This is a genomic window from Streptomyces sp. NPDC048606, from assembly GCF_040650855.1.
In the GTDB taxonomy this organism is placed as follows: Bacteria; Actinomycetota; Actinomycetes; order Streptomycetales; family Streptomycetaceae; genus Streptomyces.
Genome location: NZ_JBEZIB010000024.1, coordinates 97,217 through 112,879, shown reverse-complemented (window position 1 = coordinate 112,879; position 15,663 = coordinate 97,217). Strand labels below are relative to the sequence as shown.

The 15,663-nt window shown below is 70.7% G+C and carries 12 protein-coding genes; 4 read left to right on the top strand and 8 right to left on the bottom strand.

The genetic code is table 11. The features are described from left to right. The first annotated feature begins 36 nt into the window (after positions 1 to 36). Together AB0D01_RS25115 and AB0D01_RS25110 are read left to right on the top strand one after the other, a co-directional pair. Positions 37 to 2,481 (top strand): trypsin-like serine protease, encoded by a 2,445-nt coding sequence (locus AB0D01_RS25115; RefSeq protein WP_363058898.1) that lies wholly within the window; start codon positions 37 to 39, stop codon positions 2,479 to 2,481. 565 nt (positions 2,482 to 3,046) lie between these two features. Then, positions 3,047 to 3,586, top strand: coding sequence for an NUDIX domain-containing protein (locus tag AB0D01_RS25110; protein ID WP_363058896.1), 540 nt, complete (start codon positions 3,047 to 3,049; stop codon positions 3,584 to 3,586). Between the two features lie 198 nt (positions 3,587 to 3,784). Here the strand turns inward: AB0D01_RS25110 and AB0D01_RS25105 are convergent, their stop codons facing one another. From AB0D01_RS25105 to AB0D01_RS25095, 3 genes are all read right to left on the bottom strand, one after another. Further along, positions 3,785 to 4,165 carry a DUF6009 family protein gene (locus AB0D01_RS25105; RefSeq protein WP_363058894.1) on the bottom strand — a complete coding sequence of 127 codons (381 nt, stop codon included), beginning with the start codon at positions 4,163 to 4,165 and terminating at the stop codon, positions 3,785 to 3,787. A gap of 163 nt (positions 4,166 to 4,328) precedes the next feature. Then, complete coding sequence (locus AB0D01_RS25100; RefSeq protein ID WP_363058892.1) at positions 4,329 to 5,909, bottom strand: phage/plasmid primase, P4 family; 1,581 nt, start codon at positions 5,907 to 5,909, stop codon at positions 4,329 to 4,331. Beyond that, on the bottom strand, positions 5,906 to 6,967 hold the full coding sequence (locus tag AB0D01_RS25095) for a bifunctional DNA primase/polymerase (RefSeq protein ID WP_363058957.1): 1,062 nt from the start codon (positions 6,965 to 6,967) through the stop codon (positions 5,906 to 5,908). The genes AB0D01_RS25100 and AB0D01_RS25095 overlap by 4 nt, the downstream gene beginning before the upstream one ends. A 944-nt stretch (positions 6,968 to 7,911) precedes the next feature. Here AB0D01_RS25095 and AB0D01_RS25090 point away from each other — a divergent pair. After that, entirely contained in the window at positions 7,912 to 8,700 is a 789-nt protein-coding gene (locus AB0D01_RS25090) for a hypothetical protein (RefSeq protein ID WP_363058890.1), read from the top strand. A 237-nt stretch (positions 8,701 to 8,937) separates the two neighbouring features. On the opposite strand, the gene AB0D01_RS25085 is transcribed toward AB0D01_RS25090, so the two are convergent. Beyond that, a complete protein-coding gene (locus AB0D01_RS25085; protein ID WP_363058888.1) occupies positions 8,938 to 9,390 on the bottom strand; it encodes a MerR family transcriptional regulator in 453 nt (150 codons plus the stop codon). Positions 9,391 to 9,502: 112 nt separating this feature from the next. On the opposite strand from AB0D01_RS25085, the gene AB0D01_RS25080 reads away from it, so the two are divergent. Continuing rightward, positions 9,503 to 10,330, top strand: coding sequence for an oxidoreductase (locus tag AB0D01_RS25080; RefSeq protein WP_363058886.1), 828 nt, complete (start codon positions 9,503 to 9,505; stop codon positions 10,328 to 10,330). Positions 10,331 to 10,562: 232 nt separating this feature from the next. Here AB0D01_RS25080 and AB0D01_RS25075 read toward each other — a convergent pair whose 3' ends face one another. From AB0D01_RS25075 to AB0D01_RS25060, 4 genes are all read right to left on the bottom strand, one after another. Continuing rightward, positions 10,563 to 11,531 carry a hypothetical protein gene (locus tag AB0D01_RS25075; RefSeq protein ID WP_363058885.1) on the bottom strand — a complete coding sequence of 323 codons (969 nt, stop codon included), beginning with the start codon at positions 11,529 to 11,531 and terminating at the stop codon, positions 10,563 to 10,565. A 226-nt stretch (positions 11,532 to 11,757) separates the two neighbouring features. After that, positions 11,758 to 12,798, bottom strand: a complete 1,041-nt coding sequence (locus tag AB0D01_RS25070) for a ParB/RepB/Spo0J family partition protein (protein WP_363058883.1) — start codon at positions 12,796 to 12,798, stop codon at positions 11,758 to 11,760. Further along, positions 12,795 to 13,979, bottom strand: a complete 1,185-nt coding sequence (locus AB0D01_RS25065; protein ID WP_363058881.1) for a ParA family protein — start codon at positions 13,977 to 13,979, stop codon at positions 12,795 to 12,797. Before AB0D01_RS25065 ends, AB0D01_RS25070 begins: the two co-directional genes overlap by 4 nt. Positions 13,980 to 14,182: 203 nt before the next feature. Continuing rightward, the gene (locus AB0D01_RS25060) at positions 14,183 to 15,553 is read right to left on the bottom strand and encodes a hypothetical protein (protein ID WP_363058879.1); all 1,371 of its coding nucleotides are present in this window, start codon (positions 15,551 to 15,553) and stop codon (positions 14,183 to 14,185) included. Positions 15,554 to 15,663: the final 110 nt, after the last annotated feature.

Genomic DNA, 15,663 nt, shown 5'->3' with positions numbered 1-15,663 from the left:
ACCGCATCGCAGTGAAGCGCATCCCAAAGGAATCCCATGTCTGACACCCGTCCGCGCGCGTTGCGGATGACCTGCCTGCTCGTCACCGCCACGGCGGTCGCCGGAGCCCTGATCTCGTCCGGTTCGGCGCAGGCCCTCACCGGCCCCGAAGCCTCCGCCGGCCAGTACGCGCACGCCGCGAAGCTGAGCATCGGCGACGAGCCCCACAGCCGCGCCTGCACCGCGACCCTCGTGAACGCGCGCTGGGTGTTGACCGCCGCCGCGTGCCTGGCGGACCAGCCCGGCGGGGCGATCGTGGCCGGCGCGCCCCGGCTGAAGGCTATCGCCACCTTCGCCGGTGGGCAGACCCGCGAGATCGTCGAGGTCTCCGCGAGCGCCGCCGACCGTGACCTGGTGCTCGCCCGCCTGGCCACACCCGTCACCGACATCACCCCCGTCAAGCGTGCCACCGCCGCCCCTGTGGTCGGCAGTGAGTTGACCGCCGTCGGGTACGGGCGTACGAAGACCGAGTGGGTGCCGGGCAAGGCCCACACCGGCGCGTTCACCACGAACAGCAGCGACGCCACCACCCTCGCCATCACCGGCAAGGGAACCGACGCCATCTGCAAGGGCGACACCGGAGGCCCCCTCCTGAACGCCGCGGGCGAACTCGTCGCGATCAACAGCCGCTCCTGGCAGGGCGGCTGCCTCGGCGAGGCCGAGACCCGCACCGGAGCGGCCTCCGCCCGCACCGACGACCTCGGCGACTGGATCGACCGGGTCACCGGGCCGCGCAACGGTTCCCAGGTCTCGCTCCTGGCCGGCGGCGGCGGGACGATGTGGTCGCAGTCCGGGGACCTGGGCTACGGCGAGTACGGGCAGTCCTGGGGCAAGGTCGAGGGCCAGGACATCGCACGTGTAACCAGCGTGCGCTCCGGCGAGTACGTGCGCGCCTACGGCATCGCCGGCGGCCGCGTCTACAGCCGGGACCTCAACACCCGTACGAACCAGTGGTCTTCGTGGGGTGAGATCCCCGGCGGCGCGGCCGGGACGCGCGACATCGCGGCGTCCGTGGTGAACAACGTGGTGCACCTGCAGATCGCCGGCGCGGACGGTTCGCTGTACACGCAGGTCGGGGACTACAACGCGGGCCGGTGGAACAACACCTGGAGCCACGTCGGCGCCTCCGGCCTGACCAACGTCACCAGCGTCGCGGCGGGAACCACCGTACGCCTCTACGCCGTCGCCGACGGCCGCGTATACGGACGGGACCTCAACACGCAGAACGGCTCGTGGACCGGCTGGGGCCAGCTCCCGGGCGGGGCCGCGGACGTCAAGGACATCGCCGCCAGCCTCGTCGGCAACAACGTCGAACTGCAGATCATCGGCGGCGACGGCGCGGTCTGGATGCAGTACGGCAACTACGACACCGGCTACTGGAACGACGCCTGGACCCGCGGGGGCGGTAGCGACCTCACCCGCCTGAGCAGCAGCCCCGTCGGCAAGAACGTCAACGTCTACGCCGTCGGCGCCTCCGGCAAGGTCCTCAACGCCACGCTGCAGAGCGGCCCCGGCATCTGGTCCGCGTGGAGGGAGGTCCCCGGCGGCCTCGGGGGCGCGGCCGACGTCAGCGCCGTCGCCATCGCGGCGCCGACCAAGGTCACCCTGGCCGCAGGCGGCCAGGGCACGCTCTGGAGCCAGCAGGGCGACCTGAACACGGGCTCCTACGGCGGCCAGTGGGGCAAGGTCGAGGGCCAGGACATCGCACGCGTAACCAGCGTCGCCGCCGAGCACCACGTCCGGTACTACGGCATCGCCGGCGGTCGGGTGTACGGCCGCGACCTGGACACCCGTACGAACCAATGGTCTTCGTGGGGTGAGATCCCCGGCGGCGCGGCGGGCACGCGCGACATCGCGGCCTCGGTCGTGAACAACGTGGTGCACCTGCAGATCGCCGGCGCGGACGGTTCGCTGTACACGCAGGTCGGGGACTACAACGCCGGCCGGTGGAACAACACCTGGAACCAGGTCGGCGCCTCCGGCCTGACCAACGTCACCAGCGTCGCGGCGGGAACCACCGTACGCCTCTACGCGATCGCCGACGGCCGCGTATACGGACGGGACCTCAACACGCAGAACGGCTCGTGGACCGGCTGGGGTGAACTCCCCGGCGGGGCCGCGGACGTCAAGGACATCGCCGCCAGCCTCGTCGGCAACAACGTCGAACTGCAGATCATCGGCGGCGCAGGCGGACTGTGGCTCCAGTACGGCAACTACGACGCCGGCCGCTGGAACAACACCTGGACCGACGCCGGCGGCACCGGCCTCAGCCGGGTGACCAGCACCGCGTCCGGGAAGAACGTCCACGTCTACACGGTCGGCGCCTCGGGCAAGGTCTCCGGCTCGATCCTCGTGAGCGGCCCCGGCACGTTCACGGCGTGGAAGGAGCTCCCCGGCGGGCTCACGGGCGTCGCGGACGTCACCGCCGCGGCCGGCAAGTAACACGTGACGCTTCCGGCGCTTCCTTCGTAGACCGACCATCGGCCCTCCGGGCCCGGGTGACCACCGACGTCGTTTCGTTTCGTTTCGACGATCGGGCCATTTCACCGGGCCCGGGGGGTCTTGCTTGGAGGGTGGGGAACGTGAGTAGCAGGAGAAAGCCCCTCGGCGCGTGGTTGACCACAGGGTTGGTCGCGGCTGCCGGGCTGTGAACGGGGCGCCCCGGCACTCCTGTGCCGGGGTGCCTTCGAACGCCCTTGCCGGAGCGGCGGGCCGCTCGCTGGGCTGCCCGCCCTTGCGCGGGCGTCGACCGCCCTCAGCTCAGCACGAGTTCGCCCAGCTCCTCCAGCCAGTACCTCACTCGGTGCCATCGGGTGCAGAACCGCTTCGGACGCCCCCAGCGGCGCTCGTCGAGCGGTCGCCTGCACTGCCTGCACTGCCTGACTCGTGTTACCCGATCCCCCATGACCACGACCCTAGCCGCGGGTCTTCCCTGTTCCACGAGGGCCGGGCCGGCTGTGGAGAAACGGTTACACGTGCGGACACGGACGGCCGGATACTGACGGGCATGACGCACACCCCTGCCACCCCCGTCCCGTTCTCCAGGATCAAGATCCGGACCGGGGCTCTGGTGTTCTGCGGCGACGACGTCGCCCTCATCCGCCGCGACCGGGCCGACTCCACCCACTACACCCCGCCCGGCGGCAACGTCGAGGACGGCGAGGACCTCGTCACCGCCCTCGGGCGCGAGCTCGCCGAGGAACTCGGCCTCGACACGTCGGCGGCCGAGGGCGGGGACCTGATGTGGGTGGTCGACCAGCGCGTCTCCCGCCCCGGGCCCACCCCTCCCCCGCGCAAGCTCCACCTGATCCACCGCTTCCACATCACCCCCGAGGTCCGCGCGGGGCTCGCCGGGCAGGAGCTGGACGAGCTTCCCGACGGCGGCCACGAGATCGGCGTGATCGAGTGGGTCGACTACCGGAAGACCGCCGACCTGCCGATCTTCCCGCCGATCGGCGCTGCCCTGGCGGCCCTGAGCCACCCTCGCGCCGCCGTCGCGGACGCCGCCCTGGAGGCCGTCACCGACGCGAACTACACCTGGGTGTGATCCCGAACGGTTCAGAGCGCTCCCGAGCGCTCCCGAGCGGTCCTGGGCCGTCCTGAGCCGTCCCTGGGGTCCCCAGGGAGACAGCGGGACTCCGCGAGCGCGCCCAGGGGCTGTTCCGTCCTCTTGGACCCTGGGGAAAAGCGCAGCTCAGGGGCACTTTCGAACACGACAGGGACCGAAGGGACCGAACGGGCCGACTCAGGCCACCGTCTCGCTGGCCGTGAGACCCCGCTGGGAGCGGGGCGTCTTGAGGCCGACCTTGCGGGGCTCGATGGTGCGCGGGTCGACGGCCTCTCCCGGGGCGCCCTCCCGGTAGAGACCGTTCGGTTCGGCGTCCCGGTCGTGCGGGAGGAGGTAGAAGACGCGCCGCTTCTGCAGGCCGCTGTCGGGGTCCGCCTCCGCCGTGTCGCCCAGCTCCGTGAAGCCGATCATGCGGCCGTCACGGTAGTAGCGGGGCTTGCCCCGGCGGCGGGGGGTCTTGTCGAGGGCCTGGCGTACGTAATCGAGTTCGTCGGGGTCCTCCAGCCACACCACTTTGTCCTCGTGGGCGAGATCGCTCGGTTCGAGTAGCGAGCTCATGGCTTTCGTCCCTCCTCGGTCTTGCGTTCCTGTCCGGTCGGGCAGGTGGCCCCGTGCTCGGCAGGTTGCCGTGGTCCGGCTATGGCGTGCCGGGCTTGGGTCATGGTTTCTTCCGTCCATCGTAGGGGGCTGGGATTGCTGCGGACAGTACGCCGGGGTCGGTTCACGCGCGGGCTGCTCCGTTCGCCCCGCCCGAGGGGCTCTCCTCGGCCAGGAGGGCGAGGCCCGGATAGAACTTCTGACCGTTGGAGCGGAGCATCTCGCTCGGCGAGGAGATGCCCGCCTCGGCGCGGATCCGGGTGGCGAAGGCACGGGTCGTCGCCGGGCGCAGCCCCTCCCCCTCCTGGCACCAGTTGCTGTAGGCGCGGTAGAGGGCGCCCTGCTCGACGCGCAGGTCGCAGGGCTCGTCCAGGTCGGCGGTCGTGGTGCAGCATTCGGCGAGGAAGCGGCCGATGTGGTCCTCGGTGGTGGCGTAGGCCTGGGTGGCGGTGCGTACGACCGTGGGTCCGCCGAGGGAGGGTTTGGTCGCGAGGTAGGCCATGGCGCCCTGGACCATCCACTGGAGGATGCCGGGGCCCTCGTCGGCGACGAGTTCCTCCGCGAGGTTGTCGATCTTGCGGTGGTCGGGGACCACCTTGTCGAACGGGATGAGGCGGATGCGGCGCCAGAAGGCGTGGCCGCCGGTGCCGACCTCGGGGCGGTGGTTGCCGAGCAGCCACAGCTTGTGGGTGGGTTCGAAGCTGAAGAAGTCCTGGCGCATGCGGCGCGCCTTGAGGCGGTCGCCGCCGGTGAGGAGCTTGACGCGGGCCTCGTCGAACTTGTCGTGGGGCTTGAGCTCGCTGCACACGAACAGCCGGCGGCCGTGGAGTTCCGTCAGCTCGGTGGAGTGCTCGTTGAACTTGCCGCGCTCCATGAGGAAGCCGGGCGGGGCGACGTCGGCGTAGTCGCCCAGGATCTTGATGACCACGTCCATGAGGGCGGACTTGCCGTTGGCGCCGATGCCGTAGAGGAAGGGCAGCACCTGGCCGCCGACGTCGCCGGTGATGGAGTAGCCGAGGAGCAGGTGCAGGAAGTTGATCATCTCCCTGCCCTTGTCGTCGTCGCCGAACGTCTCGGTGAGGAAGCGCGCGAAGCGGGGCGTGGGCATGGCCTCGGGGGCCACGTAGGTGGCGCGGGAGTGCAGGTCGCGCCGGGGGTCGGGCTTGCGCAGATCGCCGGTGCGCAGGTCGACGACGCCGGCGGGGGTGCACAGGGCGTACTTGTCGCCGTCGAGGGTGTCGGGGTCCAGGGCGAGTTCGGGCGAGGCCTTGGCCTGGGCGAGCATCGCCTTGACCCCGGAGGTGGACATGGCCCGCTTGCGGTGCTGGTTGAGTTCCCGGTCGGTGAACATGCCGCGCGGGTCGTGCAGGGGCATGTCCTCGGCCATGTCGCCCGCGGCCCAGATGGCGGCCTTCTCGCCGCCGGTGCGCTTCCAGCGGTACTCGTCCCACACGTACCAGCCCAGGCCCTCGACGTGCCGGAAGCGGTGGTTGTGCAGGTGGGCGAAGAGCTTGGCGTTGCCCCGGTCGGTGAGGTTGCCCAACAGGCCCGACTGGATGAAGTCGCCCGGCCGGAACCCGGCGCCGACGGCGCCCTGCTGGGCGGGCAACTGTGGTGCGGCGGGCGGAGCGGCTTCGGCGTTGAAGACGGCGAGCTGCTCGGCCGCGGCGTGCGCGTCGAACCCGTTGCTGCCTGCGCTGCTCATGAACGTCCCTTGGGGTGGATCGGGCGGTTGCCGCCTGCGCGGAGTGCGGAGTCGATGACGAGTCGGTTTCTGCGGCTCTGCCGGGGGCGTGCCGCGTCGGCGGCCGCGGTCAGCAGGCCGGCGCATTCGGCTTGTGTGATGTGTCCGGCCGCGGCGAGGCCTCCGGCGGTGAACGCGGCTCGGTTGAGCTTCTCGGTGAACGCCGTCCCGGAGGGGGTGGTGGCGCAGCCGCGCACCTCGTCGAGGAGGGGACGCAGGATCCGGTGCGCTTCCGTGCCGTCCTGCGGGGCGGTGCGGGACGGCGCCGCCCCGGGGCTGCGTGTCGGCGCGGTGCTCGGGGTAGGGGTGTGGGTGTGGGTAGGGCCGGTGTGGCCCGTGTGACCGGTACGGATGAGTTCGGCGCTCAGCCACAGGGGCAGGGCGGCGGGTGTGCGGGCGCCGGGGAGCGCCTCGTAGGTCCCCGCGCCGGTCCGGGTCCCTGGCGCGACGATGTAGCCGCCGGTGGCCCGTACGTCGACCTGCCAGGCGAGGGCCACGCGGGGGCTGGAGCCGCTGGAGGAGCGGTACGCGGGTCCCCCGCGCGGGACCCGGTACCAGACGTGCAGTCCGCCCGAGGGGGTCCGTACGCGCAGGGTCGTGGTGTCGTCGGCCGGGTTCGGCTGCGAGCGGCAGGCGGCGAGGAGGGCGAGGGTGTCGAATCCCGAGGCCAGGCCTGACAGGTCGACACGGTCGTCTATCCGGATGCCGGGAAGCAGTCGTTGGCGGTCGGGAAGGGTGGGCCCGTGGGCGTCGATGTCGATGACGACGAGGCCTGCGGGACCGCAGGAGACGGCTACGCCGAATTCCGGCTCCTGGCGCCACCAGTCCTCGACGACGGTGGGGTCGGTGGTCGCGGCGTGGAAGCCGTGGCACCAGCGGCCCTGGGCGAAGCAGGGGCAGTTCTGGGGCTCGTGGGGTGGAGCGGGCGGACGGCAGGCGGGGCAGTTGGCCGGAGGGGTCTTCAGGCCGGCCGCCAGCGGGTGCACCGGGTAGCCGTGTGCCGCGAACCAGCGCGCCACTCCCGGGTGCCGCGCGGCCGCGGCGGGGGTGGTGGCCTGGGCCTGGTTGCCGGAATGGGCTGGCACGTTCTGCTTCCTCGACAGGTTGCCTGGGTGTCGCCTTGCTGGGTGTACTCCCCGGACCCTGGCCCCGGCTGCTGGACTGAGGGACTGAAGGGACCGAAGTTTCGGTATTGCGGAGCCTAGCGCAGCTCTTCACCGGAACTCTGCAGGTCGGTGGCCCCCTAGTCACTTTTCAGTCCCTTGAGTCCCTTGAGTCCACTGTTGAGTTGGTGCTCTGCGCAGAACATCCCGATTTGGACGGATGCGAAATCCCGGGCGTGGCGTGCCGTCCACGGCTCCGGTCCCTTCCCGTCAGAAGGCAGGGACTGTTCGGCCCCTGTCCGTCTGTCAGGTTCGGACCCTGCTGTCCCCCTCCCTCCCGCTCCACCCGGAACCAGGGTCCGGACCCTCCGTCGGACCCTTTCGGTCCCTGTCCCTTCAGTCACTGACAAACCTGCTGGTCAGCGGCTTGCTCCTCGTTTTCAAGGGACTGAAGGGACCCAATTTCCTAGTTATGACGCAACCAGAGCACAAGGCTTACATACGCCCGCGCATACACGCACGCACACGAAGAGTGGAAATAGGAAAACTGAGTCCCTTGAGTCCCTCGTTTGCCTGAGAGAACGCTCTGACCTGCAGCTTTGTACAGGGACTGAACCGTGAGGGACCGAAGGGTCCCTCACAGACCCTGGACCCTCGACCCTGAGGAGGCGGTGTGGGGGTCGAAAACGCTTCAGTCCCTGGAGGACGCGAGGGACCGAACGGACAGGGACCGAAGAGGAACAGGGACGGAAGGGAGAGGGACCGAAGTTCCCGCGAGGGAGTTGTCCGAGACTCGGAGCCGTTGTCAGTGCCGGCCGATACCCTGCGAGCGACCTACGACCGACCGAGCGGACGACACGATGACGCGCACTCCCCGACCGACCAAGGAAGCGATACTCGACGCGCTTCCCGAACTCGCTCCGTACGCACGGGAGGCCGCCCTGCTCCATCCCGAGCGGGCCGAAGCGGACCGGCGGAACAGCTCGATCGGTGGTCCCCTGCTGTGGCCGAGTGACGAACCGTGGCCCGAGTGCTCCCTGCCCGACGAGAGCGGTCCCCCGGGCGGCCCCTCCGTGGCCATGGTTCCGGTGGCCCAGATCCACCGGACGGACGCGCCCGGTCCCTGGTGGCCGCCCGGCATCGACCTCCTCCAGATCCTCTGGTGTCCCAACGCGCACTGGGATCCTCCGCGCCGGCAGGCCGACCTCAGCCCGGTGCTCGAAGTGCGCTGGCGCCGGGCCGCGGACGTGACCGAGGTCCTGGCGGAGGCGCCGGCACCCTCGCGATACGACGAGGACGGCTACCTGCCCCGGCCGTGCTCCCTCGCCGTCGAACCCGTGACCGACTTCCCCTTCCGCGAGGAACTGCCCGCCGAACTCCGCCCGAGGCTCGAAGAGCTGTTGCGCGAGACCGGTGACGGGGGCGACGCCGTCACCCGCCTCGCAGGCTGGAAGCTCGGAGGCCGGCCCACCTGGCACCTGACGCACCCCACGGCCTTCTCCTGCGATGCCTGCGGTACGAAGATGACGCTCCTGTTCACGGTGGCGAGCGACGGGGAGACGGGCGTCGTCGTCGGTCGCCACGGCGAGCTGCGCCTCTTCACCTGCCCCACCGACCACCGCCACCCGTTCCAGGTGGACCTGCACTGATCGGGACCGAGAGGCACTCCGGTCCCTGGAGACCGTTCGAAGAAAGAGCAGGTCAGGAGGGAGGAGGCGAAGGGGCAGGGACTGAAGGGACCGAACTTTCCAAATAGGGTGTACAGGACACCGGAAAATTCTCCATATCCGAAGTTGAGTCGCTTCAGTCGCTTCAGTCGCTTCAGTCGCTTCGGTCCCTGATGCATCTCTGATGCGTCCCTGATGAGCCGCTGAACGACCAGGCGATCAGGTGCCCTCGGGCGGACGGCAGACGTCTCCGGTGTCGGCCCCGGCCGCATCGCGGTGCGAAGGGTTCCACAGCCGATCGGCCTCACCACGGATGACGTGTTCCTCGTAGAGCCGTACCTTGCCCCGCATGACGTGCAGGGTCTCCTGCAGTCCTCGGATCTGTGCCTCCACCTGGGCGACGTGCCGGCGCAGCAGCTCCAACCGTCCGGGTTCGTTGCCAGGGCCGTGCCGTACGAGATCGATGTACTGCCGGATCATCGCCAGCGACATGCCGGAGGAGCGCAGCTTGGTGCAGATCGCCAGCCACTCCAGATCCTCCTCGTGATAGACCCGGCGGCCGTTGGACAGACGGCGCACCGGGTTGGCGAACAGTCCCTCCCGTTCGTAGAACCGCAGGGCGTGGACACTCAACCCGCTGCGCTCCGCCACCTCGCCGATGCTCAGATCCATGAACGACTCCCCTCCCCTGGCTCTTGATCTAGACCGGACTCTAGCTCTTAGCGTCGAGTCACAGCCCAATCGGCCAGTCGGGCCAATCGGGTCATCGGAAGGTGGGGGAAACATGAGCGTCTGGTTTGTCACCGGTGCATCGCGCGGGCTCGGAGCGGAGATCACCCGTGAGGCACTGGAGCGAGGGCACGCGGTGATCGCCACGGCCAGGGACGCGGCGGCCGTGACCGAGGCCTACCCGGAGAAGCGGAGCGGATTGCTGGCGGTGCGCGCGGACGTGACCGATCCGAAGGCGTTGGAGGCCGCGGTGGAAGCCGGCCTGGCGGAGTTCGGACGGATCGACGTCGTGGCCAACAACGCCGGATACGGTCTCGTGGGCGCGATCGAGGAAACCTCCGACGAAGCCGCTCGCGCTCTCTTCGACGTCAACGTGTTCGGCGTGCTCAACACGTTGCGCGCGACCCTGCCGACGCTGCGCGCCCAACGCTCCGGGCACGTGGTGAACATCGGCTCCGTGGGCGGCTTCGCCACCGCCCCGGCCGTGGGGCTGTACGGCGCGTCGAAGTTCGCCCTGGAAGGCATCTCCGAGGCACTGCACGGCGAACTGGCCCCGCTGGGCGTCCACGTCACGATCGTCGAACCGGGTGGATTCCGTACCGACTTCCTGGGCGGTTCCAGCATCCGGGTCGAACCGGCCGCCATCGCCGACTACGCCACCGGCGCGGGGGCGGTGCGCGAAGCCCTGGCCGCGAACGACGGCCGCCAGCCGGGCGACCCGAGGAAGGCGGCCAAGGCCATCGTCGACGTCACCGAGGTCGCCGGCCCGCCGCTGCGCCTCCAGTTGGGCGCGGACGCGGTCGAACGCGTCGAGGCGAAGCTGGACCTGGTGCGGAGCGAACTCGACCGCTGGCGCCACGTCGCACTCTCCACCGCTCACTGAGGACCGCCGCCCGCTTGCGCGCGGGCGCGGGCAACTGCGCCGTGGCCGGCCCGAGGGCCGGGCCACGCCCCCACCGGCGGCTCCCCCGAGTGTCCCGTCTCACTGAACCGTGACCGATCTCAGCGAGCTTTGACCGGCGGCTGACGGCCGACGGCGCCGGCGCGGAAAACAGCCGGAGCACGCCCTCGACACCAGGGCCGGGGCGCGCTCCGTCGTTCGCCGCCTTACCGTGTCACTGCATGACGGTGATCGGAGGGTGCCGGGGGTCGACCGGGCACGCGTAGAACTGCAGGGTGTAGCCACGGCCCACGCTGACCTGTGTGGGGGTCGTGGACGCGTCGTGCGCCTCCTCGACCGGCCGCCAGCTGTCGCTCTCCGCGTTCCATTCTGCGTAGTCGACGGTCAGCAACGGCTCGCCGACGGCCGAACACCGCGAGCAGCGCAGCTCCTCCGGGCCGCCGGAATCACGGAAGGTGAAGGGGGCGGCCCAGCCGCCGGCCTTCCATCCGGGTGCGACGGACAGGGCTCCGCGGTATCCCGTGTCACTGTCTTCCTCCCACCTGTTGATCCGCGTGGCCAGGGTGGGGTCCAGATCGTGGGTGGCCGGGTACTCGCGGACCTGTTCCGGATGCAGCACGCACGGGACCGGCACCAGTTCCTCCGTGCCGACGTACGCGGGCTCAGGCGCGGCACCCAGGACCTGCGCCACGTCCTCGGTCCGTCGCCACCGCAGCTGGACGGCCTCCGAGCCGCTCTGGTCCTCGATGTCGATGAACGGGCACCACAGCACCTGGAGGAGGTCCGTACCCTCGGGGAACGGCAGGCCGGGAACGTCGCGGGCGTAGAGCTGCGCCACCGGTATCAGCGGGTGCGGGCCCTCGGCCAGCAGTGAGGCATCGTGGCCGATGTTGATCCGGGAGACCTCGGCGTGGTCCTCGGTCGTCCAGACGTCCTGGGCGTATGTCCGCCGCAGAAGCCGCACTTCGTCGGGTGTCTTCAGTCCGAAGGAGGCGTCGTGCTCCTGCGAGCACGACGCCCAGGGCTCGTCGGTCGGCCACAGCAGTGGTCCGCCCACCGAGCTCTCGTGCACGGTGGGCGCACCGGGCCGGGGGTGCAGCCTGGTCGCGGTCCTGGACATCCCCGCGAGCTCCGGAAACACCGAAGTGGCGTCGAGCGGGCGGGGCGGAGTGGTACGGGTCATACTTCCCTCTTTCGGAACGGCAACCCGTATCCAAGCAGCATGTACTGACACCTGGACCGTGAGACAGGACACCGAGGACGGCCCGTTCCTCCGCGGCTCCACTCCCCCGGGTCGGTGGGGTGCTAACCGCGTTAGCACCCTGGGGGTCCGGAACCCCGGGCCCCGGACGTGCGAGAGCCCGTGCAGTGGGGTCACTGCACGGGCTCTCGCACACGGTGTGGGTCGGCTAGTCGTTGCCGTGGGCGGCCAGGAGGCGTTCCAGGAGGACTTCGCGCTGCGCCGTGTCCATCCGCTCGAAGATGAGGTCGGCGACCTTGTGGCCGTCGTCCCACGGTGCCTGTGCCTGGGGAACGGGTGCCTGGGGGGCGGCCGACTGGGGAACCGGGGCGGGCTCCGTGAAGGGGCTCGCGGTGTCCGGGGTCGGCGACGCCACGGGAGCGGGAGTGGGCGTCGGGGCGGGGGCCGGGTGCGGGTCGAGGTGGGTCGGGGCGGGCGGGGTGCTAACCGCGTTAGCACCCTTGGCCGGCTGGGTCTGCTTGCGCTCCTTGGTCCGCGCCCGCTTCTCCAGGGCCTCCTCGGCCGCCTCCTGCTGTTGCTGCGCCGGCAGCTGGCCGACGTTCCGCGCGATCGCGACCGGCAGGCTGCGGTCCTCGACCGCTGCCTGGAGCTCGGGGGTCAGCTTCAGCAGGGCGATGCGCTGGGTCACCCACGGGCTGGACTTGCCCAGGGCGCGCGCGACGGCACGCTGCGATCCGTGCACGGCGACGAGGCGCTCCAGGGCCTTCGCCTCGTCCAGCGGATCCAGGCCCTCGTGCTGCACGGCCGCGGTGAGGGCGGTCTCCAGGAGGGTGTCGGCGCTCTCGGCGAGGGAGTCGTCGACGTGGACCGGGACGTCGTCCAGGCCGGCGAGGCGCGCGGCGGCCAGCCGCCTGTTGCCGTCCACGACGACGAACGCGGCGCGGCCGAGGTCCGACTGCCCGGGGTGCGCCTCCAGGAACGCCATCCTGGTGACGATCGTCAGCGGCTGGATGATGCCCCGCGAGGCCACGCTGTCGGCGAGGTCCTCGACGGAACGGAGCTCCACGCGCGGGTTGTACGGGTTGTGCGCCAGGCCCTCGACCGGCACGCGCAGGGTCTCCTGCCGACCGACGACGGCCGGCTCGGTGCCCTGTCCCGAGAACCGGGCGAAGCTCGCGGCCCGGCTGCTCATCGGCTGGGCGACCGCGTCGAACGTGGGGGAGTCCCCCAGCATGTCCGCCTTGCTCATTCCGTGGTCACCCCCCGCGCGATCTTCCGCATCTGATGCGACTGCTCACTGTCGGGGGCGTAGTCCAGCAGCGCGTGCTGCTTGCGCACGGCCTCCCGCTGCTCCTTGACGTCCGGGATCACCGCCAGCACCGGGGGAGTGCCGAGGGAGTTCCACTTCTCCAGCGAGGACGTCGCGATGAAGCCGCGCCGGCTGTCGTACTTGTTGACGACCAGGCCGAGCTGCTCGATGGAGATGTCGAAGTCCCGGCACAGCGAGTCGATCTGCTGGAGCAGCATGCCGTACGCCTGGGCGGAGGTGTCCTCGGCCTCGACGGGGATGACCAGACCGGAGGTGCGCGGCTTCTCGCTCTCGCGCTGCCGGCCGTAGTACAGGGCCGCGTCCATCGCCAGGCCCAGGCTCGGCGGGGAGTCCACGACGATCGCGTCGAAGTGCTCCTCCAGCGGGGCGAGGGCCCGCTCCAGTGCGGCGTGCCGGGGACCGCGGAACATGGTGAGGCCGGAGTCGAGGAGGAAGGCCTCGAACGCGGCGGGCAGGATCCGCAGGCGGCCGCCGAAGCGGTCACCCCCTATGACCACGGTCAGGTCGAGGAGGGGCTTCTTCGCCTGCTCGCGGTGGAGCATGTGCGTGATGAGGCTTTCCTCGCCGGCCGGGATCGCCGTCAGGCCGAGCTGGTGGGAGAGGTGGCCCTGGGGGTCATAGTCGACGAGGAGGACCCGCAGACCGTTCGCGGCCGCGGTCGCCGCCGCTTCGAGGGCGTCCGGAACCTCGGCGAGGGCCTGTGCGAGCCCGGCGGAGATGGCGGTCTTGCCGACGCCGCCCTTCTGGTTGCAGACGATGATGCGCCGGGTGACGTTCTCGTCGCGGGCCGGGTTGTCGACCAGCCAGAGCGCGACCGACTGCGCGAGTCCCTGGATGTAGGACACGCCGCGGTCGCGGCAGTCCGCCTTGAACTCCTCGTAGAGGCCTTCGGGCAGGTACGTGCCGAACGACTCGGCGCCCGCCGTGTTGAGTTCGGGGAGGGTGTCGGCGCAGTCGCGCCACGCCTGGATGCCGGCGGCGACGGCGTCCTGCATGTCGATCTGGAGCTGCGCCGCGCGGACCTTGAGTGCTTGCTGGAGGTGCGGGGGGAGCTTGGATACCAGCTTTTCCCGCTCACCTCCCGAGGTCGGAGATGCCATGTACGGCAGCATACTGCCGTGACGATGCTTCAAGATGGCGCACTGGCAGTGTTTCTTCACTTTTCTCGCGTTAGTACGTCCCCAAACTACTAACGGCAGAGGTTCCCTCGGGGGTGCTAACGCGGTTAGCACCCCCGCGAGGGGAAGCGAGCACGGGCAGGTGTCGGGCATCCGGATCCGCAGGGGCCGGGGTGCTAACCGCGTTAGCACCCCGGCGCGTTCACCACCGGGTCGGCGTGGGTGAAGGTGCCCGACCAGACCGGTACGAAGGGCTCGCGCACGCGGTGCTGGAGGAGTGCCAGGGCCTCCTCGACGCGGCCGAGTTCGATGAGGTGGCCGGCCAGGGGAGTGGGGTGGTCGGCGGCGTGCGGAGCCAGGATGGCGACGGCCTCCTCGGTTCGACCGGCCTCGGCCAGCAGGTCGGCGACGAGCGAAGCCGCCTCCGGGGTGTCGCCCTCAAGGTGCGGACGTACGAGCTCGATCGCTTCGTCGAGCAGGCCGCAGGCGGCCATCAGCCGTAGCCGTGGGCCCAGCCGCAGCCTGCCTTCCCCGCCGTCGGCGTGGTGCCCGGTGAGGGTGTCGAGGTAGGCCAGGCCGTCGAGGGCCTGGCCTTGGTCGGCGTACAGGGTGCAGAGCGCGTCGACGACGCGGTCGTCGTCGTAGGCGTCGTGCCCGCTGCCGTCGGACTTCGCGAGGGAGCGCATCAGCTCGATCGCCTCGTCACCCCGGCCGTGGCGGGCCAGGAGGTCGGCCGCGTCCATCGAAGTGTCGTCCGACTGCCCGTACACGGCGAGTGCGCCGTCCACGTCGCCGCGTTCCTCCAGCAGTTCGGCGAGGCGCCGTACCGCGTACCCGTGGGGTTCCGAGGCGGAGTACGCGCGCAGTTCCTCCGTCCGGGCCTGCTCGGCCAGGAGGTCGGCCAGCCGGTCGCGGCCGTTCACGGAGGTGATCTGTCGGGTGCGCAGCAGGGCGATCGCCTCGTCGACGCGGCCCTGACGTTCACGGATCGTGGACAGCAGGCCGATGGCGGTGTCGGGGTCGAGGCCACGGCAGCACCAGGGGTCCTCGCAGCGGTGCCCGACGGGGATGCGGGCGGCGAGCAGCAGGGCGATCTCCTCGTCGCGGCCCGCCCCGTCGGAGAGTTCGACCAGCGCGGAGGCGAGGCCCGGATCCTCGATGCCGGCGCTCAGCAGCGTCACCGCTTCGTCCCGGTGGCCGTGCCGGGCCAGCAGGCGCGCGAGCAGCTCCAGCTTGAAGCCCCCGCCCCGGGCGGGCGGCCGGGCCAGCGCGATCGCCTCCTCCACCCGGCCCCAGTCCTCCAGCAGTTCCACCCGTGCCCGGACGGCCGTCCACCAGCCCGTGGCGACGTACGGATCGAGGACCTCCAACGCCTCCTCGTGTCGCCCCCGCGCACCGAGCAGCCGGGCCCACTCCAGCGCGCAGAACCACTCCGCCCGGCCGGCCTGCCGTGCCACCTCCTCCTCGTGGCCGAGGTCGAGGAGCCGGGAGACGAGGTGCGGGGGTATGCAGCCGGAGAGGGTTCGAGTGCGGCGATCAAGGTCGGAAGCGTCCATGGCAGCGCACTCTAACCGGACCCGCGCGAGCGATCCGTGGTGAGGCCAACTATTGGTGGTTGTGGTTGTGGTTGTGGTTGTGGTTGTGGTTGTGGTTGTGGTGGGGGATG

Coding starts and splice junctions, on each gene's coding strand:
- AB0D01_RS25115 (WP_363058898.1), top strand. CDS start 37: ATGTCTGACACCCGTCCGCGCGCGTTGCGGATGACCTGCCTGCTCGTC.
- AB0D01_RS25110 (WP_363058896.1), top strand. CDS start 3,047: ATGACGCACACCCCTGCCACCCCCGTCCCGTTCTCCAGGATCAAGATC.
- AB0D01_RS25105 (WP_363058894.1), bottom strand. CDS start 4,165: ATGAGCTCGCTACTCGAACCGAGCGATCTCGCCCACGAGGACAAAGTG.
- AB0D01_RS25100 (WP_363058892.1), bottom strand. CDS start 5,909: ATGAGCAGCGCAGGCAGCAACGGGTTCGACGCGCACGCCGCGGCCGAG.
- AB0D01_RS25090 (WP_363058890.1), top strand. CDS start 7,912: ATGACGCGCACTCCCCGACCGACCAAGGAAGCGATACTCGACGCGCTT.
- AB0D01_RS25085 (WP_363058888.1), bottom strand. CDS start 9,390: ATGGATCTGAGCATCGGCGAGGTGGCGGAGCGCAGCGGGTTGAGTGTC.
- AB0D01_RS25080 (WP_363058886.1), top strand. CDS start 9,503: ATGAGCGTCTGGTTTGTCACCGGTGCATCGCGCGGGCTCGGAGCGGAG.
- AB0D01_RS25075 (WP_363058885.1), bottom strand. CDS start 11,531: ATGACCCGTACCACTCCGCCCCGCCCGCTCGACGCCACTTCGGTGTTT.
- AB0D01_RS25070 (WP_363058883.1), bottom strand. CDS start 12,798: ATGAGCAAGGCGGACATGCTGGGGGACTCCCCCACGTTCGACGCGGTC.
- AB0D01_RS25065 (WP_363058881.1), bottom strand. CDS start 13,979: ATGGCATCTCCGACCTCGGGAGGTGAGCGGGAAAAGCTGGTATCCAAG.
- AB0D01_RS25060 (WP_363058879.1), bottom strand. CDS start 15,553: ATGGACGCTTCCGACCTTGATCGCCGCACTCGAACCCTCTCCGGCTGC.